The 21,742-nt window shown below is 59.7% G+C and carries 17 protein-coding genes; 11 read left to right on the top strand and 6 right to left on the bottom strand.

From position 1 onward, the window contains the following. Positions 1–47: 47 nt before the first annotated feature. Both Q0887_RS11400 and Q0887_RS11395 read left to right on the top strand, forming a co-directional pair. Positions 48–1,058: a beta-eliminating lyase-related protein gene (locus tag Q0887_RS11400; protein ID WP_299195453.1), complete on the top strand. Its 1,011-nt coding sequence runs from the start codon at positions 48–50 to the stop codon at positions 1,056–1,058. 17 nt (positions 1,059–1,075) lie between these two features. Further along, a complete protein-coding gene (locus tag Q0887_RS11395; RefSeq protein WP_299196737.1) occupies positions 1,076–1,975 on the top strand; it encodes a DMT family transporter in 900 nt (299 codons plus the stop codon). Here the strand turns inward: Q0887_RS11395 and Q0887_RS11390 are convergent. Beyond that, the gene (locus Q0887_RS11390; protein ID WP_299195451.1) at positions 1,958–2,740 is read right to left on the bottom strand and encodes an SDR family NAD(P)-dependent oxidoreductase; all 783 of its coding nucleotides are present in this window, start codon (positions 2,738–2,740) and stop codon (positions 1,958–1,960) included. The two genes, Q0887_RS11395 and Q0887_RS11390, sit on opposite strands and share 18 nt — an antisense overlap. Before the next feature lie 53 nt (positions 2,741–2,793). Between Q0887_RS11390 and pepN the strand changes: the two genes are divergently transcribed. From pepN to Q0887_RS11350, 8 genes are all read left to right on the top strand, one after another. Continuing rightward, entirely contained in the window at positions 2,794–5,427 is a 2,634-nt protein-coding gene (gene pepN, locus Q0887_RS11385; protein ID WP_299195449.1) for an aminopeptidase N, read from the top strand. Beyond that, positions 5,420–6,205: a peptidoglycan editing factor PgeF gene (pgeF, locus tag Q0887_RS11380; protein WP_299195447.1), complete on the top strand. Its 786-nt coding sequence runs from the start codon at positions 5,420–5,422 to the stop codon at positions 6,203–6,205. Before pepN ends, pgeF begins: the two co-directional genes overlap by 8 nt. 243 nt (positions 6,206–6,448) lie before the next feature. Further along, entirely contained in the window at positions 6,449–7,012 is a 564-nt protein-coding gene (petA, locus tag Q0887_RS11375; protein ID WP_299195445.1) for a ubiquinol-cytochrome c reductase iron-sulfur subunit, read from the top strand. A 60-nt stretch (positions 7,013–7,072) separates the two neighbouring features. Then, positions 7,073–8,371, top strand: coding sequence for a cytochrome b/b6 (locus tag Q0887_RS11370; protein WP_299195443.1), 1,299 nt, complete (start codon positions 7,073–7,075; stop codon positions 8,369–8,371). A gap of 48 nt (positions 8,372–8,419) precedes the next feature. After that, complete coding sequence (locus tag Q0887_RS11365) at positions 8,420–9,268, top strand: cytochrome c1 (protein WP_299195441.1); 849 nt, start codon at positions 8,420–8,422, stop codon at positions 9,266–9,268. A gap of 119 nt (positions 9,269–9,387) precedes the next feature. Then, positions 9,388–9,924: an adenine phosphoribosyltransferase gene (locus Q0887_RS11360; protein ID WP_299196736.1), complete on the top strand. Its 537-nt coding sequence runs from the start codon at positions 9,388–9,390 to the stop codon at positions 9,922–9,924. A gap of 78 nt (positions 9,925–10,002) precedes the next feature. Beyond that, positions 10,003–11,871: a sodium:proton antiporter gene (locus Q0887_RS11355; protein WP_299195439.1), complete on the top strand. Its 1,869-nt coding sequence runs from the start codon at positions 10,003–10,005 to the stop codon at positions 11,869–11,871. Positions 11,872–11,888: 17 nt separating this feature from the next. Then, positions 11,889–12,506: an OmpA family protein gene (locus Q0887_RS11350; protein ID WP_299195437.1), complete on the top strand. Its 618-nt coding sequence runs from the start codon at positions 11,889–11,891 to the stop codon at positions 12,504–12,506. Here the strand turns inward: Q0887_RS11350 and Q0887_RS11345 are convergent. Genes Q0887_RS11345 through cysD form a run of 3 tightly spaced genes read right to left on the bottom strand, consistent with a single transcriptional unit; the run spans position 12,486 to position 16,056 of the window. Continuing rightward, positions 12,486–13,238, bottom strand: coding sequence for a 3'(2'),5'-bisphosphate nucleotidase CysQ (locus Q0887_RS11345; RefSeq protein ID WP_299195435.1), 753 nt, complete (start codon positions 13,236–13,238; stop codon positions 12,486–12,488). The genes Q0887_RS11350 and Q0887_RS11345 overlap by 21 nt on opposite strands. Then, positions 13,235–15,145, bottom strand: coding sequence for a sulfate adenylyltransferase subunit CysN (cysN, locus tag Q0887_RS11340; protein ID WP_299195432.1), 1,911 nt, complete (start codon positions 15,143–15,145; stop codon positions 13,235–13,237). Before cysN ends, Q0887_RS11345 begins: the two co-directional genes overlap by 4 nt. Continuing rightward, positions 15,145–16,056 carry a sulfate adenylyltransferase subunit CysD gene (cysD, locus tag Q0887_RS11335; protein ID WP_299195429.1) on the bottom strand — a complete coding sequence of 304 codons (912 nt, stop codon included), beginning with the start codon at positions 16,054–16,056 and terminating at the stop codon, positions 15,145–15,147. The genes cysN and cysD overlap by 1 nt, the downstream gene beginning before the upstream one ends. A 715-nt stretch (positions 16,057–16,771) precedes the next feature. On the opposite strand from cysD, the gene Q0887_RS11330 reads away from it, so the two are divergent. Beyond that, on the top strand, positions 16,772–17,404 hold the full coding sequence (locus tag Q0887_RS11330) for a tyrosine-type recombinase/integrase (protein WP_299195427.1): 633 nt from the start codon (positions 16,772–16,774) through the stop codon (positions 17,402–17,404). Between the two features lie 171 nt (positions 17,405–17,575). Here Q0887_RS11330 and Q0887_RS11325 read toward each other — a convergent pair whose 3' ends face one another. After that, positions 17,576–20,689, bottom strand: coding sequence for an efflux RND transporter permease subunit (locus Q0887_RS11325; protein ID WP_299195424.1), 3,114 nt, complete (start codon positions 20,687–20,689; stop codon positions 17,576–17,578). A gap of 1 nt (position 20,690) precedes the next feature. Next, complete coding sequence (locus tag Q0887_RS11320; RefSeq protein WP_299195421.1) at positions 20,691–21,719, bottom strand: efflux RND transporter periplasmic adaptor subunit; 1,029 nt, start codon at positions 21,717–21,719, stop codon at positions 20,691–20,693. Positions 21,720–21,742: the final 23 nt, after the last annotated feature.

Here is a 21,742-nt window from a genome sequence, read left to right as displayed (position 1 = left end):
CGCTCCTTCTTGCCATTGGAGCCGTTGCGGTTAGACGCTTGGGCGCGATGACTGATCTGAAACCCTTTCTCTCCGACAATGCCGCGCCGGTCCACCCCAAGATTTGGGCAGCGATGCAGGCGGCGGACAGCGCCGACAATCCTTATGATGGCGACGCTTTGAGCGCCGAACTGGACGCACGTTTCAGCGATCTGTTTGGGCGCGAATGTGCGGGTCTGTGGGTGGCGACTGGGACTGCGGCGAATTGCCTCGCGCTTGCCACCATGGTCCAGCCGCATGGGGCGGTGGTATGCCATGAGGAAGCGCATATCGAAGTCGATGAAGGCGGCGCGCCGGGCTTCTATCTTCACGGCGCAAAGCTGATGCTAGGAGCGGGCGAAGGCGCGAAGCTAACGCCGGAAGGTATCGCCGCGCTGATCGACCCGATCCGCGATGATGTCCATCAGGTCCAGCCGCACGCGATCTCGATCACGCAGGCGACCGAATATGGTCGCAGCTATTCGCCAGCCGAACTGGCAGCGCTCAGCGAGTTTGCCAAAGCGCGCGGGCTGGGCCTGCATATGGACGGCGCGCGTTTTGCCAATGCGGCGGCGTTTCTGGGCGGTTCTGCCGCCGATGCCGCGCACGGCGTCGACAGCCTTGCCTTTGGCTGCATCAAGAACGGCGGAATGAGCGCCGAGGCGGTGGTGCTGTTCGACCCGGCTCAGGCCGATCTGGTCAAATACCGGCGCAAGCGCGGCGGCCATTTGCAGTGCAAAGGGCGCTATCTCGCTGCGCAAATCCTCGCCATGCTCGACGGCGATCTATGGCTCGCCAATGCCCGCCATGCCAACGCCGCGTCGCAGGAAATCGCCAGCGGTTGCGGGGCCGAACGCCTGATGCATCCGGTCGAAGCCAACGAGCTGTTTGTGCGCCTGACCGAGACCGAACGCGAGGCTTTGCGGGCGCAGAAATTCGCATTCTACGACTGGGGCGAGGACGCCGCGCGTTTTGTCACCGCATGGGACACGCGCGCCGAAGATGCGAGCGCTTTGGGCAAGGCTATCGCTAGCCTGTGAGCGCCACCCAAACCAGCATGCTCAACTGGAGAATAATCCTGCCCTTCGTGCTGACCGGCACGATCTGGGGTTCGACCTGGTTCGTCATCACCGGACAGATCGATGGCGTGCCTGCCGCATGGTCAGTGTTCTACCGCTTCGCGCTCGCGACGCCTGCACTGTTTTTGGTGGCGTTCCTGATGAAACGGCGGCTGATCCTCATCGCGCCGGAGCACAGGCTCGCGGCGTTGGTGGGTGTCTTCCAGTTCAGCGGCAACTTCCTCTTCGTCTATCACGCTGAGCTTTATGTGACCTCGGGCATCGTCGCCATGATGTTCGGACTGCTGATGGTGCCCAACGCTCTGCTCGGGCGGTTTTTCCTCGGTGAAAGAGTGCAGGGCGGCTTTCTGCTCGGCAGCCTGATCGCGATTATTGGCGTCTCGTTCCTGCTCGTTCACGAATGGAGTGCGAACCCCGATGCGGGCGTGGTCGGAGGCAATGTCGCGCTCGGGATCGGGCTTGCGCTGCTGGGCATTCTGGCGGCGTCCTTTGCCAATGTGGTGCAGGCCAATCCGACCGGGCGCGGGGTGCCGATGGTGAGCCTGCTTGCATGGGCGATGCTCTATGGCACGCTGTTCGACCTTGGCTTTGCATGGCTCACCGCCGGTCCGCCGCCGCTTCCGACGAGCAGCAATTACTGGATAGGGATCGTCTATCTGGCGCTGATCGGGTCGGTCATCACCTTCCCGCTCCACTATAACCTTGTGCGTGAAATCGGTGCCGGGCGCACGGCCTACAATTCGATCCTGACGATCTCGGTCGCAATGCTGATTTCAACTTTGTTCGAGGGCTATCAATGGACCGCGCTCACCGCTGGCGGGATGGTGCTCGCGGTGATCGGGATGGTGCTGGCGCTGCGATCAAAGCAGACTCGCTAGTCCTTCGACGAACGTGGGACTTTGCGGCTGCCAGCCAAGCACGCGCTTGGCCTTGCCGTTCGCGACGCGGCGGTTCTCTGAGTAAAATCCGCGAGCCATTTCGGACAGGTTCGCTTCTTCCAGAGTTTCGAGCGGAGGGGGCTCAGCCCCGAGCAGGCGGCAGGCCTGTTCGGTCACTGCATTGCCGCTTGCAGGCAGATCATCGCCGAGATTGTATGCGCCCGCGGGCGCGTCGCTTGTCAGCGCAGCCACCACGCCGCTAGCAATGTCATCAACGTGACAGCGGCTGAACACCTGTCCGGGCATATCGATCCGCCGCGCCTTGCCCTCCCGCACCCGGTCGAGCGCGCTGCGGCCCGGCCCGTAAATGCCCGGCAGACGAAACACCCTTGCGCCAAGCTCGACCCACTTTGCGTCTGCCTCAGAGCGTGCATTGCGGCGGCCTGTTCCGGTCGGCGAGCTTTCATCGACCCATGCGCCCTGCGCATCGCCATAGACGCCAGTTGAGGAGAGGTAGCCCAGCCACCGCTTGCCCAATTCGCTGCCAAAGGCTTCCAGCACAGGATCAAGCCCGCTCGACCGGTCCGGCGGGACGGAGGAGAGCACATGGCTTGCTTTGCCCAAGGCCGAGCGCACCGCTGCACCATCGGCAAAATCCACATTGCCCGCGCTGCCGGTCGCATCCACGCTCCAGCCGCGCGCTTCCATCGCCGCTGCGATGCGTTTCGCCGTGTATCCCAGTCCGAAGATGAACAAATGCGCCATTTGCGCGTCTCATTCGGTTGGACGCGGCGCGAAATCAATCTAAATCACCGACCATGGATATTGCAGCAAACCCAACCAGCATCGAGGACGCCGCCCCCACTCCCAAGGAGCCGCCGCTGATCCGGCGCGAGGATTACAAGCCGTTTGCATGGCACGTTCCCACGGTGCAGCTCGACTTCGCGCTGGGTCTGGACGAGACTTTGGTGAAGTCGGTGCTTGAGGTGGAACGCAACGAGGCTGCCGAGGCGGACCAGACATTGCGCCTCAATGGCGACGGGCTGGACCTGGTTGCGGTGAGCGTCGATGGCGCGCCTTGTGAGCACGCGCTCGACGGGGACGATCTGCTGGTCACGCTCACCGGCGATAAGCACAGGGTCGAAATCACGACACGCGTTCGCCCTTCGCAAAACACCCAGCTGATGGGGCTCTACGCCTCGAACGGAATGCTCTGCACCCAGTGCGAGGCCGAGGGTTTCCGGCGCATCACATTCTTCCCTGACCGGCCTGACGTTCTATCGGTTTACAGCGTGCGGATGCACGGGAGCAAGGCGCAGTTCCCGATCCTGCTGTGCAATGGCAACAAGGGCGAGGAAGGCGAGCTGGAAGGCGGCGATCACTTTGCCGAGTGGCACGATCCGTGGCCCAAGCCCGCTTACCTCTTCGCGCTGGTTGCAGGCGATCTGGTCGCCAATTCGCGGCCCTTCACAACAGCCTCTGGCCGTGAGGTCGAGTGCAATATCTGGGTGCGCGCGGAAGATCTCGGGCGCACCGATCACGCGCTCGAATCGCTCCACCGCTCGATGAAATGGGACGAGGAAACGTTCGGGCGCGAGTATGATCTCGACCTCTACAACATCGTCGCGGTGAGCGATTTCAATATGGGGGCGATGGAGAACAAGGGCCTCAACGTCTTCAACACCAAATATGTGCTGGCCGATGCCGACACCGCGACCGATGGCGATTTCGACGCGGTCGAGGGCGTGATCGCGCACGAATATTTTCACAATTGGTCGGGCAACCGCGTGACCTGCCGCGACTGGTTCCAGCTGAGCCTGAAAGAGGGCTTCACCGTGCTGCGCGACCAGCTTTTCAGCCAGGACATGCGCGGCGAAGCGGTCAAACGGATCGAGGATGTGCGCATCCTGCGCGCGGCTCAATTCCCCGAAGATGCGGGGCCATTGGCGCATCCGATCCGGCCCGACAGTTACCGTGAAATCAGCAATTTCTACACCGCGACTGTCTACAACAAGGGCGCCGAAGTCATCCGCATGATGCGCAGTATGGCCGGTGTCGACTGGTTCCGCGCAGGCACCGATCTCTATTTCGAGCGCCACGACGGCGAGGCGGCGACCTGCGAGGACTTCATCCGCGCGATCGAGGATGGGGCCCAGCTTGATCTGAAGCAGTTCCGCAACTGGTACACCCAAGCGGGCACTCCGACCGTGACTGTCCGGCAGGAAGTGGTCGGCGACATGCTGCGGCTCCATCTGACTCAGAGCGTCCCGCCAACGCCCGGCCAGCCGGACAAGCAGCCGATGCCTATCCCCCTGCGCGTCGCGGTCCATTCGCGCGGGAGTGAGGCTGTTGGCGATGAGCAGCTGCTTGTGCTCGACCGGTCCGAGCAGACATTCGACATCCCGCTCGCCGGCCCCGATCCGGTTGTCTCGATCAATCGCGGCTACACCGCGCCTGTGATCATCGAGCGCGCGCTTGACCGTGCTGATCTGGTCTTCCTTGCCGCGCATGATGATGATCCCTTCGCGCGCTACGAAGCGGTGCAGGAGCTGGCGGTTGGCCATCTTGTCGATGCGGCCAGTGGCTCAGCCGGTGGGGAAGGCGAGGAGGCGATTGTCGAGGCATTCCGCGCCATCCTCACCGACCAGGTGCTCGACGATTCGATGCGCGGCGAGCTGCTGATGCTGCCGAGTGAGACCTATCTGTTCGAAGTGATGGCCACCGGAGCGCGTAAGGCTGATCCGGGCGCGATCCATGCGGCCCGCGAGGGATTGAAGGCTGCCATCGGGCGCGAATGTGCAAGCGAGTTCGACGCGCTTTATGATCGCGCGGCGCAGGCAGCCTTCGGCGATCCCGAAGGACGCGGAGCGCGCAAGGTGAAGACGCAGGTGCTTGTCTATCAAGCCGCTTCGGACCCCGCCAAGGCCGCCGAAGTGGCCGCTCGCCAATATGACAATGCTGACAACATGACTGATCGGCAGGGCGCGCTGATGGTGTTGTGCGGGCTGGAATCGGCGGAGCGTGAAGCGCGCCTGCAAGACTTCTATGATCACTACACCGGCAATGATCTTGTGATCGACAAGTGGTTCACGCTTCAGGCGCTTTCGCTCCACCCTGATGTGCTCGCACAGGTCGAAGCTTTGGCGCAGCACGCCGACTTCACCATGAGCAATCCCAACCGAGTGCGCTCGCTCTACATGGCTTTGGCAGGCAATCCGAAGGCATTCCATGCGGCAAATGGCGAGGGCTACCGGATGATCGCCGACCTGATCCTCGCGCTCGACCCGATCAACCCGCAGACGGCGGCGCGCTTTGTCTCGCCGCTGGGGCGCTGGCGGCGGATCGAGCCGGGACGTGCGGCGCTGATGAAGTCCGAGCTGGAACGGATCGCCGCTGCCGGCAACCTTTCACGCGATACGTTCGAGCAGGTGAGCCGGAGCCTCGATGGCTGAACTGGCCGCTCTCGATACGCCTTTCGACATTGCCCGTGCGAAGGTGCTGGGCGAGGTCCCGCATGGCTTTTTCGGCTCTGCGGGCGGAGTGCATCAATTTGGCTATGGCGGGCCGGGGGATGAGGAGGAAATCCGTCTTTTCCGTTCAGCAGTTGCCAGCGCGATCCTGCCCGGAGCGCCGCTAGCCGCCCCGCATCAGGTTCACTCGCCCAATGTCATAACTCTGGGCAAGCAAGGTAAGTTGTGGCCCGACGCTGCTGAAGGGCGCGGAGTGGCTGACGCATTGGTGACCGACCGGCCCGATGTGGTGCTCGGCATTGTCACCGCTGATTGCGGCCCGGTCCTTTTCGCGGACACGAATGCAGGCGTTGTCGGTGCGGCCCATGCCGGATGGCGCGGCGCGCAAAGCGGCGTGCTCGAAAACACGATCACCGCGATGGAGGCATTGGGTGCCAAACGCTCCAGTATCGCCGCCGCGCTTGGTCCGATGATTGCGCAGCGCAGTTACGAGGTGGACGCTGCCTTCCGCGAAAACTTCACCGAAGCGGATGAAGTGCATTTTGCCGATGCCCCGATGCGTGAAGGAAAGACGCGCTGGCACTTCGATTTGCCGGGCTACATCGCCGCCCGTCTCGAATCTACGGGAATTGCACGGATCGAGTCGCTTGTGAGCGACACTTTTGGCGAGGAAGCTAGGTATTATTCCTTCAGACGCGCCGCCCAGCGCGGTGAACCGTCCTACGGGCGACAAATCAGCGCAATTGCCTTGCCTCGCTAGGGGAGATGCGCGCCACTTGTACGCAGCTTGCAGCCAGTCGAACGGAACTTGCTCAAAACACGGTTGGCTATTTGCACAATTGGCGTATATGGCGCCCGCATTGGGTTCAAAACCGGCGATTTGCCGAGAGCCCAGATGTTGAGTTAGAACAGACGGGCTTTGGCGGCGTAAATGCCCCGAAGCTTTCCACCGCAAGCCGCCTGGGGGCAATCCAACGCGGCACGACGAGCAGGGTAATACATCATGGCTTCTACTGCAGAAGGTACCCAGGAAGGCGCCACCCAAGACGGTGTGCGTCGTCGCGACTGGATCCATATTGCAGCCCTCAGCACCGCCGGTGTCGGCGGGGCTTCGGTCCTTTTCCCGTTGATCAGCCAGATGGCACCCAGCGCCGATGTGCTTGCAGCTTCGACCACCGATGTCGATGTCTCGACCATCGAAGCCGGTCAGTCGATCAAGGCGACCTTCCGCGACCAGCCGCTCTTCGTGAAGCGCCTGACGGCTGAAGAGATTACCGCTGCCAAGGCCGAAGATGGCGCAGATATGCGCGACCCGCAGACGCTGGAAGAGCGTCTGGGCGAAGGCAATGCAGACATTCTGGTCCAGCTGGGCGTTTGCACCCACCTCGGCTGTGTGCCGCTGGGCGCGGGCGAAGGCGAAGACAAGGGCGAGTTTGACGGGTATTTCTGCCCGTGCCACGGCTCGCATTACGACGTCGCCGGACGCATCCGCAAAGGCCCTGCGCCGACGAACCTCGCAGTTCCCGATTTCGCATTCCCGTCCGAAGGCGTGCTGCGCGTCGGCTGATGCGCGTGGGCCTTTCTGACAGTTACACTATTCAACGCTGACCAATAGCAAGAGAGCAATATGAGCTTCGCCTGGGCAAATCAGTACGAACCGAAAAATCCGTTCATGAAGTGGATGGACCAGAAATTGCCGTTGCCGCGGCTTGTCTATGATGCGGTGGGCGCCGGCTATCCGGTGCCGCGTAATCTCAATTATATGTGGAATTTCGGCGTGCTTGCCGGGTTCTGCCTTGTTCTGCAGATCGTCACCGGCGTTGTCTTAGCGATGCATTACTCGGCCAATACCGAAGTCGCCTTCGGTCAGGTCGAGCACATCATGCGCAACGTCGAATATGGCTGGCTGATGAAATATGCCCACGCCAACGGCGCGAGCTTCTTCTTCATGGTTATCTACCTGCATATCTTCCGCGGGTTCTATTACTCTTCCTACAAAGCCCCGCGCGAGATGATCTGGCTACTGGGCGTTGTCATCTTCCTGCTGATGATGGCGACCGCCTTTATGGGTTATGTGCTTCCCTGGGGGCAGATGAGCTTTTGGGGCGCGAAGGTGATTACCGGGCTGTTTGGAGCGATCCCTGTTGTCGGTGAGCCGCTGCAAAACTGGCTCGTAGGCGGCTTTGCGCCGAACAATTCGACGCTCAACCGCTTCTTCTCGCTGCACTTCCTGCTGCCGTTTGTGATCGCTGGCGTGGTGATCCTGCACATCTGGTCGCTGCATATTCCCGGATCGTCCAACCCGACGGGTATCGAGGTAAAGAGCGAAAGCGATACGATCCCGTTCCACCCCTATTACACCGCGAAAGACGGCTTCGGCCTCGGGGTTTTCCTCGTCCTCTACGCGCTGTTCGTGTTCTTCGCCCCGAACCTGCTGGGTCACCCGGATAACTGGGTTGAAGCGAACCCGCTTTCAACACCGGCGCTGATCGTTCCTGAATGGTATTTCTATCCCTTCTACGCGATCCTGCGCGCCTTTACCGGCGACCTTACCATTCCCTTTACCGATGTCATCCTGATCCCGGCCAAGCTGCTTGGCGTGATCGCGATGTTCTCGGCCATTCTGGTGTGGTTCCTGCTGCCGTGGCTCGACAAGAGCCCGGTCCGCTCGGGCGCCTATCGTCCGCTGTTCAAGAAGTTCTTCTGGTTCGGCCTGATCCCGTGCATGGCCGCCCTGTTCTATCTTGGCGGAGCGAAGCCGGAAGAACCCTTCATCGTGCTCAGCCAGATTGCGACGGCTTACTACTTCCTTCACTTCCTGGTGATCCTGCCGATCGTCAGCCAGATCGAAGTTCCCAAGCCGCTGCCCTTCTCGATCACCGAAGCGGTGCTTGGTAAGGACGCCGAAGCCGAACCGGCTGAGTAACGCGCGCTAATTGTTAAACTGACCCGATAACGAGAAAGAGTTTAGGTCATGACCATTCGACTTCTGGGCATCTTTGCTGGACTGGGACTCACCGCCGTTTTGGTGTTGTGGTCGCTCGTGCCGGGCCTTGTTAACTTCGCCATGCCGGAAAAGCCGGAATATTATGCTTTTCAGGAAGCCAATATTGCGCCTGAAGGCGGCTTCTCCTTCGAAGGGCCGTTGGGCACTTGGGACACGCAGCAGCTCCAGCGCGGCTATCAGGTTTATAAAGAGGTCTGCTCGGCCTGCCACAGTCTGAAATATGTCGCTTTCCGCAACCTTGAAGATTTCGGCTACACCGAAGAGGAAGTGCGCGCCGAAGCCGCAAGCTGGACGGTTCCCGGTATCAACCAGGAAACCGGCGAAGCAGCCTCGCGTCCGGGTCTGCCGACCGATCAGTTCCCTTCGCCCTATCCTAACGAGATCGCCGCGCGCGCTGCCAATAACAACGCTGTGCCGCCTGATCTTTCGCTTATCACCAAGGCGCGCAAGGATGGGGTAAACTACATCTATTCGCTGATGCTCGGATACACTGAGCCCACTGCGGAAGATCTGGCCAAGTCGCCTGACTTCGAGACGCCGGACGGTCTCTATTTCAACGAGCACTTCTACAACATCAACATCGCTATGGCGCCGCAGCTCACGCCTGATCGCGTGACCTATGCTGATGGCACTGCAGCAACGCCAGAGCAGATGGCAGCCGATGTGACTGCGTTCCTGGCCTGGGCGGGCGAGCCTTCGCTGATCCACCGTAAGCAGATGGGTTGGTTTGTGATCCTCTTCCTGCTGTTCGCGACGGGTCTCGCTTATTTGTCGAAAAAGCAGATCTGGGCCGAGTTGAAGTCAAAGAAGGACTAAGCCGCCCTCGCGGAGGTTTTTGACCGCACCGCAATACAAAGAGCGCCCCGTCATCATCATCGATGGCGGGGCGCTCTGCATTTGACGAAGGACGCAGCGTGACGGAGAAGCATGACGTGATGACACCAGACGAGCTCAAATCGCTAATCCGCACTGTGCCGGACTTTCCCAAACCGGGCATCCAGTTCCGCGACATCACCACCTTGATTGGCCACGGCGAAGGCTTCGCGGCCAGCGTACGTCACCTCGCGGATATGGCGCGTGCGAAAGGCGCACAGAAAATCGCCGGCATGGAAGCGCGCGGCTTTATCTTTGGCGCGGCTGTCGCGGTCGAGCTTGGCGTCGGCTTTGTCCCTGTGCGCAAACCGGGCAAGCTGCCGATCGAGACAATCGGGATCGACTATGCGCTCGAATACGGGACCGACCGGCTCGAAATGGACCCCGGTGCAGTGCGTGAAGGCGAGAACGTTGTGATCGTGGACGATTTGATCGCCACTGGAGGAACTGCGCTCGCGGCGACCGAGCTGCTGCGCCGTGCTGGAGCCCAGATCGGTCATGCGCTGTTTGTCATCGACCTTCCCGATCTGGGTGGCGCTGCGAAATTGCGCGATGCAGGGGTCGAAGTTGGCTTGCTGATGGACTTTGAGGGCGAATAGGCTAGGCCTGACTCCAACAGGCTCGCCGCTTGCGCTATCTGAATGCGCGCAGCTGAAATAGAGCCAATTGGGACAGGTATGACGTCGCAAACACTTGTTATCGCTGCAGTCGGCGCTCTGGGTATCGGGGCGCAGTGGATCGCGTGGCGCACCGGCTGGCCTGCAATTGTGCTGATGCTGGCGGCGGGTTTCATCGCCGGGCCGATCACCGGGATGATCGACCCCGAGGCGGCGTTCGGAGAATTGCTCGACCCGATGATCAGCGTCGGCGTGGCGCTGATCCTGTTCGAAGGAGGCCTGAGCCTCGACCTGCGTGAATTGCGACATTCGGGCAAGGCGGTGATGCGGCTTGCCACGGTTGGCGTCCTCGTCGGCTGGGCGCTGGGTACGCTGGCGGGGTTCTATATTGCAGGGCTGGTCTGGCCGGTCGCGGTGCTGTTTGGCGGTATCCTGATTGTCACTGGGCCAACGGTGGTGATCCCGTTGCTGCGTCAGGCCAATATCCAGACGCGCCCCAATTCGATCCTGAAATGGGAAGGTATCGTCAACGATCCCACCGGCGCTTTGTGCGCGGTGATCGCCTATGAATATTTCCGTTTCGTGCAGGACAATCCGGGCGCCTCGCTTGTCGATGTGGTTCCGCCGCTGATCATCGCTGCTGTGCTGGCGGGGCTGGTTGGCTATGCGGCCGCGCGCGCCATCGCCTATCTCTTCCCGCGCGGCGCGATCCCTGAATATCTGAAAGTGCCAGTGCTGTTCACTGTCGTCATCGCGGTGTTCGTGTTCAGCAACCAGATCGAGCACGAGGCCGGCCTTGTGGCCGTGACAGTTATGGGCATCACGCTCGCCAATCGCGACGTTTCGAGCATGCGTTCGATCCATCCGTTCAAGGAAAACATCGCGGTCCTGCTCGTCTCGGGCATTTTCATTCTGCTGGCCTCCAGCCTGTCGCCGCAGGACATCAGCTATCTCAATCCGATGCAGCCGGTGGGGCAGCGCTTTATGCTGTTCCTGCTTGCGTTGTTGTTCGTGGTCCGACCCGCAACTGTGCTCATCAGCCTGCTCGGCACCGATGTGCCGTGGAATGAGCGGCTGTTTGTCGCCTGGATCGCCCCGCGCGGGATCGTGCTGGTGGCAATTTCCGGCCTGTTCGCATTGCGACTCGGCGATCTGGGGATCGAGGGCGGGCAGCTGCTGATCGGGCTTAGCTTTGCGGTCGTGGTCGTTACGGTGATCGCGCATGGCTTTACCATCGGAATTGCGGCCCAATTGCTGGGCGTTAAAGGCACCTCTCGCCCCGGCCTGCTGATCGTGGGCTCGACCCCGTGGACCATCGCACTCGCCAAGCAGATGGAGGCGGTCAAGACGCCAGTGATGATCGTCGACCAAAGCTGGCAGAGACTTGGCGCGGCGCGGCGCGAAGGTCTGCCCTTCTATCACGGAGAAATCCTCAACGAGGCGACCGAGCACAATCTCGACCTTGCTCCATTCCAGGTGCTGGTCGCCGCGAGCGAGAACGAGGCTTACAACGCGCTCGTCTGCAACGAGTTCGCGCATGAGATTGGCCGCGACATGGTCTATCAACTGGGTGAGGTTTCGGACGAAGAAGACCGCCATTCCTTGCCGGAAAGCATTCGCGGGCGCGCTTTGTTTGAAGAAGGGTTGGGCGTTTCGGATGTGAACACCCGCCAGCAACAGGGCTGGATGTTCAAGAAAACCAAGCTCTCCGATGAGTTCGACTTCGAAGACGCGCAGGAGAAACTGCCAGACAGCGCGACGATGCTGTTGCTGGTGCGCGAGAGCGGAACATTGCGCTTCTTCACTCATGCGGTGCGCCCGGTGCCACGCGCGGGCGATACGATCATCACCTTTGCCCCGCCCAAAGTGCAAGCGGCAGAAGACACAGTTCGGGCCAGACCGGCTCCCCCCAAACCGCAAACAACCTGATTACCGAAGAGAGCAATATGCATAGACCTCGTTTCATCACCGCACTGGCTCTGACAGGAGCACTTTTTGCTCTTTCGGCCTGCGATGTGAAGCAGGATGAAGGAGCAGCCACGCCTGATCCGGAGGCTGGCGCGACACCATCCGGTGGGCCAAGCGAGGCGGTTTCGATCCTGCGGCCCGATGTCGAGGCCGAACAGGAGCTTGCGATCGGTACCCCGCTCGAACCGCTCAATGTCACTATCGGCTTCCCCGAAGGCGGGAGCGAGCTGGACGAAGCTGCGCTGGCGGGCCTGCGCGAAGTTCTCGCCTCCGACCAGATCGTACTCGGCGGTCCGATCGTCCTGCGAGCGCATAGCGATGCGGGGGGTAGCGACGCTGTCAATTCACGCGCATCTGAAGCGCGCGGATTAGCCGTGGCCGAATGGATGGTCGCAGCAGGCATCGATTCGACCCGTATCGACGTGATCGTGTTTGGTGAGCAGAATCCGGTCGAGCCAAATGCGCTGCCCGATGGTTCCCCCAACGAAGAAGGGCGCGCGCTCAACCGCCGGGTCGAAATTCTGATTGTGCCTCCCGCGCAGGAAGCAGTGGAGGCCCAAGCCCCAACCGAGACGTCAACCGAGAGTGGCGACTAGCTCCAGCACGCGATCCGCATATTCGGGCCGGCAGATCAGCAGGTCGGGCAGATAGGTGTCCGCCTGGTTGTAGCGGATCGGTGATCCGTCGATGCGCGAACAGTGCAATCCATGCGCCTCAGCCACCGCGACCGGGGCGCAGCTATCCCACTCATATTGCCCGCCCGAATGGAGGTAGATCTCAGCCTCTCCGCGCACCACGGCCATCGCTTTGGCGCCTGCGCTGCCCATCGCAACAAGCTCTCCGCCCAGCGCCTCGCAAACAGCAAGCGCCTCTTTCGCAGGGCGCGTTCGGCTCACGAGGAAGCGGGGTTTGCTCGCCGCTGCAGGTAGCGGTTTTACCGCGCCTGTATGAAGGACGATCCCGCCATCAAGGCCGGGCAGCGCAACTGCTCCGGTGGTCGCGGCCCCGTCAACCGACAGCCCGACATGCACTGCCCAATCGCTGCGTTTCTCGCCATATTCGCGCGTGCCATCCACCGGATCGACGATCCACACGCGGCTTTGCGCAAGGCGTGCGGTGTCGTCCTTTTCCTCTTCAGAGAGCAAGCCGTCATCGGGGCGTGCTGCGCGAAGCGCGTGGCAGAGAAACTGGTTCGCGGTCGCATCGCCGGCATTGCCCAGCGCCTTGCCCGTAAGCACACCCGCATCGCGCACATCGATAAGGATGCGCCCTGCGATTCCGGCAAGGTGCGCTGCCAGTTCGGCGTCGTTGAGGTCGGCTACATTCACTTGAGCGGCAATATCTGGCTGATGATGTATTCCGCAGCCTCAACTGGCGTCATATCCACTGTGTTGACGCGGATTTCGGGGCTTTCAGGAGCTTCATAGGGGCTGTCGATTCCGGTGAAGTTCTTCAGCTCCCCGCTGCGGGCCTTTTTGTAGAGGCCTTTTACATCGCGGCTCTCGGCCACTTCGAGCGGGGTATCGACGAAGATCTCGATAAACTCACCCTCGGGCAGCATCTCTCGCACCATCTGCCGCTCGGCGCGAAAGGGACTGATAAAGGCGGTCAGCACCACCAGACCCGCATCCGCCATCAGCTTGGCAACCTCGCCGATGCGGCGGATATTTTCGATCCGGTCGGTCTCGGTAAAGCCCAGATCCTTGTTGAGCCCGTGGCGTACATTGTCGCCGTCGAGCAGGAAGGTGTGGCGGTTCATCAGCGCGAGCTGTTTCTCAACCTCGTTGGCGATGGTCGATTTGCCCGAGCCGGAAAGTCCGGTGAACCACAGAACACGCGGGCGCTGGTTCTTGAGCGCGGCGTGATCGTCGCGGGTAATCGTGGTCGGTTGCCAATGGACATTCTGCGCGCGGCGGAGCGAGAATTCGATCATGCCAGCGCCCACAGTCGCATTGGTGAACTTGTCGATCAGGATGAACCCGCCGAGCTGCCGGCTCTTGGCATAGGGTTCGAAGGTAATCGGACGGTCGGTCGAAAATTCGGCGACGCCAATGGAATTGAGTTCCAGCGTCTTGGCTGCGAGGTGATCGAGGCTGCCCATATCCACCTCGTATTTGGGCGGCTGGACCGTTGCGGTGACCATCTGGCTGCCGAGCTTGAGCCAATATCCGCGCCCCGGCTTCATCGCGGTCTCGTCCATCCACACAATGGTCGCGCAGAATTGATCGGACGCTTCGGGCGGATCGTCAGCCGCTGCAATCACATCGCCGCGCGAACAATCAACTTCGTCGGCCAGCGAGATCGTGACCGATTGGCCCGCGACCGCTTCGTCGAGTTCGCCGTCAAAGGTGGTGATGCTCTTGACCGTGCTGGTCTTGCCCGCAGGAACCACGCGCACTGTGTCGCCCGGCCGAATCGTGCCGTCGCTGACCAGACCCGCAAAACCCCGGAAGTCGAGATTGGGACGATTGACCCATTGCACCGGCATGCGGAAGCTCCGCTCCTGCGCTGCCGTGTTCGCGAGCTCGACCGTTTCGAGATGTTCGATCAGCGCGGGGCCCTTGAACCATGGCGTGTTTGCCGATGGGGCAGAAGTGATGTTGTCACCCTTGAAGCCCGAAATCGGGATCGGGGTGAAGCCTTCAATGCCGATTTCTTCGGCGAAGGCGGAGTATTCGGCAACAATCGCGTCGAACACACCTTGGTCGTAACCGACCAGATCCATCTTGTTCACCGCCAGAACCAGATGTCTGATGCCGAGCAAGTGGGCCAGATAGGAATGCCGCCGCGTCTGCTGCAGCACGCCTTTGCGGGCATCGACAAGGATCACGGCTAGATCGGCGGTTGAAGCGCCGGTGACCATATTGCGCGTATATTGTTCATGCCCGGGCGTGTCGGCGACGATGAATTTGCGCTTTTCAGTCGAGAAAAAGCGATAGGCGACGTCGATCGTGATGCCCTGTTCGCGCTCTGCGGCAAGGCCATCGACCAGCAGGGCGAAGTCGATTTCTTCGCCCTGCGTGCCGTGCTTCGCACTGTCGCTTTCGAGCGCGGCGAGCTGATCCTCGAAGATCATCTTCGAATCGTAGAGCAGCCGCCCGATCAGGGTCGATTTGCCATCATCCACGCTGCCGCAGGTGATGAAGCGGAGCAGGCTCTTGTGCTGATGCGCGTCGAGATAGGCGTCGATATCTTCAGCGATCAGCGCGTCGGTTTTGAAGCTGGAGTCGGTCATCAGAAATACCCTTCCTGCTTCTTCTTCTCCATCGAGGCGTTGCCCCCATCCTTGTCGATCACGCGGCCTTCACGCTCGCTGGTCGTGGTGAGCAGCATTTCCTGAATGATTTCGGAAAGAGTCGCCGCCTCGCTTTCGACCGCGCCCGTTAGCGGAAAGCAGCCGAGCGTGCGGAAGCGGATTGATCGTTCGGTAATTTCGGGGCGCTTGCCCATGACCTTTTCGAGCCGGTCAATATCGTCCGCCATGAACAGCCCGCCTTCATATTCGAAGGTCGGGCGCCGCGCCGAATAATAGAGCGGCACGATCTCGATATTTTGCAGCTGGATATATTGCCAGATGTCGAGCTCGGTCCAGTTCGAGAGCGGGAAGACGCGGATGCTTTCACCTTTGGTCTTGCGCGCATTGTAGAGGTTCCACAATTCGGGCCGCTGGTTCTTCGGGTCCCAGCCATGGCTGGCCGTGCGGAACGAAAAGACGCGTTCTTTCGCGCGCGATTTCTCTTCGTCACGCCGCGCGCCACCAAAGGCGACGTCGAAACTGTGCTTGTCGAGCGCCTGCTTCAGCCCCTCGGTCTTCCACATATCGGTGTGCAAAGGGCCGTGGTCGAACGGGTTGAGGCCCATTTCTTCGGCTTCGGGATTGCGATGGACGAGCAGTTCCATCCCCGCATCCTTCGCGCTCTTTTCGCGCAGGTCGTACATGTCGCGGAACTTCCAGGTCGTATCGACATGGAGCAGCGGGAAGGGCGGCGGCGAGGGGTAGAACGCCTTCTTGGCGATGTGCAGCATCACCGCGCTGTCTTTGCCAACAGAATAGAGCATGACCGGGTTCTCAGCCTCGGCCACGACCTCGCGGAAGATGTGGATGCTCTCGGCTTCAAGCCGTTCCAGATGGGTAAGCGTACGCATGGGATTGCAGCTAACGCCTATGCGCCAGATCACAAGCCAAGAAAAGATTGGGAGGTGTGAAGTTTGGAGCGGTAAGGGGAAGCCAATAGGCCGAACAAGCAATTGAACCTATTTTGTTTTTCAAAGCTCGAGAAATAAAAGGCCCCCAATCTGGCCCCCACATGCCTGCGCTTCTGTGGAAAAACCCGGGATTGAGAGGGACGGTTGCGTCCTTTTCAGGCCTTCGTAGTTAGCCTGCAAACTGCGGATTGTCACCGCTCCGATGGGCAACTCGTATGTGAGTGGAGCGCGGCCTTACGGCACAATAGGATTAGAAATCCCGCGGATCGCAAACAACTCGCGCGTTAGCCGAAATTTATCATTCAGTTTCATGTGTTTATGGGACTTTGAGTTGTCTGCGGCTCAGCGCAAACCCGCTCAACTCGTAGACGGGTTGTTTCCGCCCAAAACATTTTTTTCATTAATTATCATAAGCTTACATCCCGAATTCGCGGGGTACGGTGTGCTCGCCAGATTTCCATCCGCGCGCGGTTTACCAATTGTTCGCGGATTTCTCGGCTCAGCCACTGCGGACGGCACCTGCCGTGAAACAGCCGCGCGGCGATTGAGCGCAGCAAATGACCGCTTTGCGCCCCAGTTTCAGACATAGCGATGCCAAGTCTTAGTTGCCGAAAGCGGACATTCTTTGCGGCCATTCCGGCCAAGAAGAATGAAGATGACTTATTCACAATTCGATCCTGCAACCCAAAACCGCGTCCCTTGGAACTTTGGGGCGAAGATCGGGCCTAAGAGGCCGTTCAAACAGAAACAGATATGGGCCATCCGGTTCTTTCTCGCCCGCGAGCAGCGCATTCGTGATCGGGCTCTCTTTGATTTAGCAATCGATAGCAAGTTGAGGGGGTGTGACCTCGTTGAGCTCAAGATTGGGGATCTGGTCAGTGGGCCTGACGTTCGAACGCGGGCCGCAATCACACAGTGCAAAACAGGGCGGCCCGTTCAGATTGAAATCGCGGCGGATGCACGTGACAGTCTTTTCGCGTGGCTTGAACGCCGAGGCGGTTCTATTGAGGAATATGTGTTTCCAAGTCGGATCGACCACTCAAATCATTTGAGCACCCGTCAATATGCCAGACTAGTAGATGAGTGGGTTGAGACTATTGGACTTCGGCCAGAGGAATACGGCCCGCACTCACTGCGGCGAACTAAGGCTTCGATTATCTACAAAGCGACAGGCAATATACGAGCAATCCAGATACTGTTGGGTCATTCGAAAATTGAGAATACTGTTCGCTATCTTGGCGTGGACATCGAAGACGCGCTCACGCTAGCGGAGAAGACGGAAATTTGACCGCTGTTGGACGCCAGTCGAAATCGGGCTGGCGTCCGCAAATGGAGTGGGAAGCAGACAATTCCGCTTTGTGCTCACGACCGTTCGCCTCGCTGAAACATTTGCGGGCATTCAAATTCGCTATCTCAATTCAGGCAATCGTACAGGCGGACAAACCAATGCGGTCCGTGACTAGGCCCCATTGCTTGAACTGATGAACCAAAGCTTCGTTAGTTTTACGCGTAGCTTGGTTGCTCCGCTGCTGAGGTCCGAAGCCGCCGCGTACGCTGCTGGTACGACGAGCAATGTGAGGAAAGTCGAGGTCGTTAGGCCTCCGATGATTATGAACCCCATTGCGTTGCGCCATTCGGCGGCATCGGATTGCGCGAGCGCCACAGGTAACATTCCGAAGACTGCGGCCAGCGCTGTCATCAGCACGGGCCGCAACCGCTCTGGGGCAGCGCTGCGCATCGCAGCACCGGCCTCGTCGCCTCGGTCGCGATACTGATTGGCAAGATCGACCAACAGGATACCGTTTTTCATCACGATACCCATCAGCGCGATCATTCCAATTTGGGCAAAGAGGCTCATCTCTTCGCCCGTTGCCCACATCAGAAAATAAGCGCCGGAGAATGATAGCGGCGCGGTTAGCATGATAATTATCGGCTGACCGAAGCTGTTGAACTGGCTCGCCAATACAATGTAGAGCGCCACAAGCGCTAGTCCGAAGGCAAAGATGATGGCCTCGCTCGTTTCGGCTAAGCGGCGTGCGGTACCCTCCATTTGGGTGGCCACTCCAGAGGGCGATGGGTTAGCCGCCAGCAAATCTTCAACCTGTGAAACGGCGACGCTCAAAGGCACACCGGGCGCTGTGTTTGCCAATACTGAAATCTGGCGAGACCGATCGATCCGCTCAATTTCTGCTGCGCTCTGGTTCACCTCAACTGTGGCGACCGATGCAAGGTCGACCAGTGTTCCTTGCCCCGTTCGCAATGGCAAAATTTCGACATCGGAAAGGCTTTGTCTCGCGCTTTCATCAAGACGGACCCGCACGTCGTAGCGCCGCTCATTATCGTTGAATGTCCCCGCATCGCTGCCGCCGATAAGGGTGCGGGATGCAGCGGCCAAACTACGGGCAGAAATGCCTAAATCTGCCGCGCGGTCGCGGTCGACCACAATTTGCAATTCTGGACGCCCACCTTCGTAGGTTGATCGCACATCGACAAAATTGGGTTGAGCAGCAAGTTCGCCTGTGAGCAATTGTGCATAGTCGTTGATTGCGGCTGAATCCCGTCCCGTGATGATAAGCTCAATGGCGACCTGTCCAACACCAGCCCCGGAAACCCAAGGGACCTCTTCGACGGCAATCTCGCGCGCGCTCGGCACATTTTCGCTAAGCGCGTCGCGTGCAAATGTCATCAGATCATCTTGTGACAGATCACGGGAGCGTTTGTGCGTGAGGCCAACATAGATATCGAGTTCATGCACCTTCGGGTTGCTTCCGCTGCCTGCACTCACAAATACCAGTTCGACCTCTGGGTGCTCTCGTAAGGCAATGTCGACTTGCTGCGCAGCTTCCTTCGCACCCGCAATACCCGTTCCGAGTGGCAGTTTGACCGTTACAAGAAATTCAGAGCGATCCGTTGTCGACATGAAGGTGCTGGGAACTTGGGAGGCGAACAGGCCGCCGATAAACACGCTGGCGAGCGCGCCTCCGAGCACCAGATAACGCCGGTCTATCGCCCATCCAACCAGCTGTTCATAGCGTTTACGCATCCCGACATGGAAGTTTTCAATCCTACCCAGCCAGCCACTATCGGCATGTTCGGGACGCAGTAGCCGAGCCGACATGGCCGGTGTCAGCGTGAAGGCGACCAGCATCGACACGCTGACCGAAAAGACGATTGCAAGTCCGTATTGGAAGAAGAAGCGACCGACGATACCTTCCATGAACGCGATCGGCACAAACACCGCCAGCGTTGCGAATGTTCCGGCCAAGACTGCCAGCGCCACGCGTTTGGTCGCTGAATGCGCTGCCTCTGTTGGCTCAACCCCTTCGTCGACGTCATTTTGTACCGCCTCGACCACAACAATCGCATCATCGACCAACAGGCCGATCGCGACCGTTAGCGCCAGCAGTGTCACCATGTTGATGGTGAAATCGAACGCTGCAAATGCAACAAAGGTCGCAACGATTGAAGTCGGGATGGCGAGCAGAACAATGATCGTCGCACGCCAACTTAGCAGAAACAGGAAAGTAACTGCCACGACCAACAGCACTGCGATAAATAGGTCGAACAGAACATCCCCAATCGCCTGTTCGATAAACCGCGAGGTATCCCGCGCGATGACAAAGTTTACGCCTTCGGATGCGTCGGTTTGAATGTCCTCAATTTCGGCTCGTATCTGTTCGGCGACGGCGACTGTGTTTTCGCCGCTCTGCTTACGCACTTCGAGCACCACGCCAAGTTCGCCGTCGAGCTGGGCGTAGCTGTTTTCGTCTTCGACCGCGTCTTCTACGCGCCCGATATCGCCAATCCGCACCGTTTGCCCATTGGGCCGATAGGCGACAGGGATCGCTGCAAACTCTGCCGCATTTGCCGCCTCGGCCAATGTGCGAATACCGAATTGCCGGGTCCGCCCATCGGTAACCAGCCGCCCGCCCGGCAGCTCTGCGTTTTCGCGCTGGATTGCAGACAGTACATCATCCGCCGTGACCCCGCGGGCTCGCATTGCTGATGGATCAAGCCATATGCGCATCTCGCGCTCGCGCCCCCCAACCAGTTCGACGGAACCAACGCCCGGCACGCGCTGCAATCGCTCTTTGACCACCTCGTCGGCGAAGGTGGTCAAATCACGGATCGGCAAGTCCCCCGAAAGGAGAACAGAAAGGATTGGTGCTGCGTCAGGATCAACTTTTTCGATTACCGGAGGCTCGGCATCGGCGGGCAGGTCGCCACCGAGGCGAGAGATTTTGTCGCGAACTTCCTGCGCTTTCAGGTCCGCATCTTCCTCCAGTTCGAACTCAAGATTGACGATGCTGACACCTTCGGCGCTGATGGATCGCATCTGTTTGAGGCCGGATATTGTGTTGAGCTGCTCCTCGATAATGTCGGTGACTTCTGTCTCAACCGTTCCCGGAGAAGCGCCGGGCAGAGCGGTGGTAACAGACACATAAGGAAATTCGACTTCGGGAAAGAGATCGACGCCTAGACGGCCAAATGAGACAATGCCGAGGACCACGAGCGATGCGATGAGCATCGTCGCAAAGACGGGCCGCCGGATTGAAACGTCGGCCAACCACATACTAGTTTTCGCTCGCGGTGCGGCGCGACTTGACTGGCTCGCCAGCGCGCAAGGATGCCGGAGGGTTGAGTATGACCTCATCTCCCTCGCTCAATCCCGATCGAACGCGAACTCTGTCGAGGTCGATACTGTCGTAGGTTATCTCGCGGCGCTGCGCCTTTCCATCCTCGACCACCAGAACATTGGCAGAGGCGTTATCGCCTTGAATTGCGGTTCTTTGCAGTATGATCGACAGCTCGGGCGGGACCTCAATTTGAGCGCGCGCAGCTAGTCCGGAGCTAATCCGATAATTCGGGTTGCTGATCGGAAGCCGCAGTTCAACCATTCGGCTCTCCGGATCGACGCGATCATTGATGATGTAAACGATGCTATCGAACGGCTCATCGAACCCTTCGATAAACACGCGAGCGGGCATGTTACGACGGAATGAGTCCACATATTCCTGCGGTGCATTTACGATAGCAGCGACAGTCCCCAGCTCTTGCAATTCAAGCGCCGCCGATTGCCCGCCCATCGAAAACCGGTTGTTGAGATAGACGCCCTCATCCACCAGTCTTGCGGTTACAACGCCGTCATAAGGTGCGCGCGTGATCGTATCGCTAAGCGCCTGCCTTGCCGTTCCAAGAACGGCCTCGGCTTGGGTCTTCTGCGCACGGGCGACGGCCAGTTCGGTTTCGGCAGCGTCGACTTGCGCTTTTGAAACGAAGCCTCTGGGGGCCAACGCAATCACGCGGTCATATCGGCGCTCTGCCTCAATCGCCTGTGCTTCGGTTAGATCAACTGCCGCCTGAGCTTCTGCGACGCGCCTTTGATAATCAGCCTGACGAATCCGTAAGAGAGGTTGCCCGCGTGTTACTCGGTCGCCGACTTTGACGAATATCCGTTCGACAGGCCCCTCGGCCAATGCACCAATTGCGCTGCGCTGCTTTGCCGCGATGGTGCCAAACGCCTTTACCGGCTCAGCCAAGAGTTCAGGCCTTACGATGATCGTTTCGACTTGGCGTGGCTCTAATTGTGCGGGTTCGGTCACATCGACAGTTTCCGAGTTGTCTG

The organism is uncultured Erythrobacter sp., from assembly GCF_947492365.1.
Classification (GTDB): Bacteria; Pseudomonadota; Alphaproteobacteria; order Sphingomonadales; family Sphingomonadaceae; genus Erythrobacter.
Note: the sequence above shows the minus strand (reverse complement) of the source record. Positions and strands in the feature narration are given on the sequence as shown.

What these genes read in the sequence shown, in the direction of transcription:
- pepN (WP_299195449.1), top strand. Translation starts at nt 2,794, where the DNA reads ATGGATATTGCAGCAAACCCAACCAGCATCGAGGACGCCGCCCCCACT.
- Q0887_RS11370 (WP_299195443.1), top strand. Translation starts at nt 7,073, where the DNA reads ATGAGCTTCGCCTGGGCAAATCAGTACGAACCGAAAAATCCGTTCATG.
- Q0887_RS11330 (WP_299195427.1), top strand. Translation starts at nt 16,772, where the DNA reads ATGACTTATTCACAATTCGATCCTGCAACCCAAAACCGCGTCCCTTGG.
- Q0887_RS11360 (WP_299196736.1), top strand. Translation starts at nt 9,388, where the DNA reads ATGACACCAGACGAGCTCAAATCGCTAATCCGCACTGTGCCGGACTTT.
- petA (WP_299195445.1), top strand. Translation starts at nt 6,449, where the DNA reads ATGGCTTCTACTGCAGAAGGTACCCAGGAAGGCGCCACCCAAGACGGT.
- Q0887_RS11355 (WP_299195439.1), top strand. Translation starts at nt 10,003, where the DNA reads ATGACGTCGCAAACACTTGTTATCGCTGCAGTCGGCGCTCTGGGTATC.
- Q0887_RS11390 (WP_299195451.1), bottom strand. Translation starts at nt 2,740, where the DNA reads ATGGCGCATTTGTTCATCTTCGGACTGGGATACACGGCGAAACGCATC.
- Q0887_RS11400 (WP_299195453.1), top strand. Translation starts at nt 48, where the DNA reads ATGACTGATCTGAAACCCTTTCTCTCCGACAATGCCGCGCCGGTCCAC.
- cysD (WP_299195429.1), bottom strand. Translation starts at nt 16,056, where the DNA reads ATGCGTACGCTTACCCATCTGGAACGGCTTGAAGCCGAGAGCATCCAC.
- Q0887_RS11365 (WP_299195441.1), top strand. Translation starts at nt 8,420, where the DNA reads ATGACCATTCGACTTCTGGGCATCTTTGCTGGACTGGGACTCACCGCC.
- Q0887_RS11350 (WP_299195437.1), top strand. Translation starts at nt 11,889, where the DNA reads ATGCATAGACCTCGTTTCATCACCGCACTGGCTCTGACAGGAGCACTT.
- pgeF (WP_299195447.1), top strand. Translation starts at nt 5,420, where the DNA reads ATGGCTGAACTGGCCGCTCTCGATACGCCTTTCGACATTGCCCGTGCG.
- cysN (WP_299195432.1), bottom strand. Translation starts at nt 15,145, where the DNA reads ATGACCGACTCCAGCTTCAAAACCGACGCGCTGATCGCTGAAGATATC.
- Q0887_RS11395 (WP_299196737.1), top strand. Translation starts at nt 1,076, where the DNA reads ATGCTCAACTGGAGAATAATCCTGCCCTTCGTGCTGACCGGCACGATC.
- Q0887_RS11325 (WP_299195424.1), bottom strand. Translation starts at nt 20,689, where the DNA reads ATGTGGTTGGCCGACGTTTCAATCCGGCGGCCCGTCTTTGCGACGATG.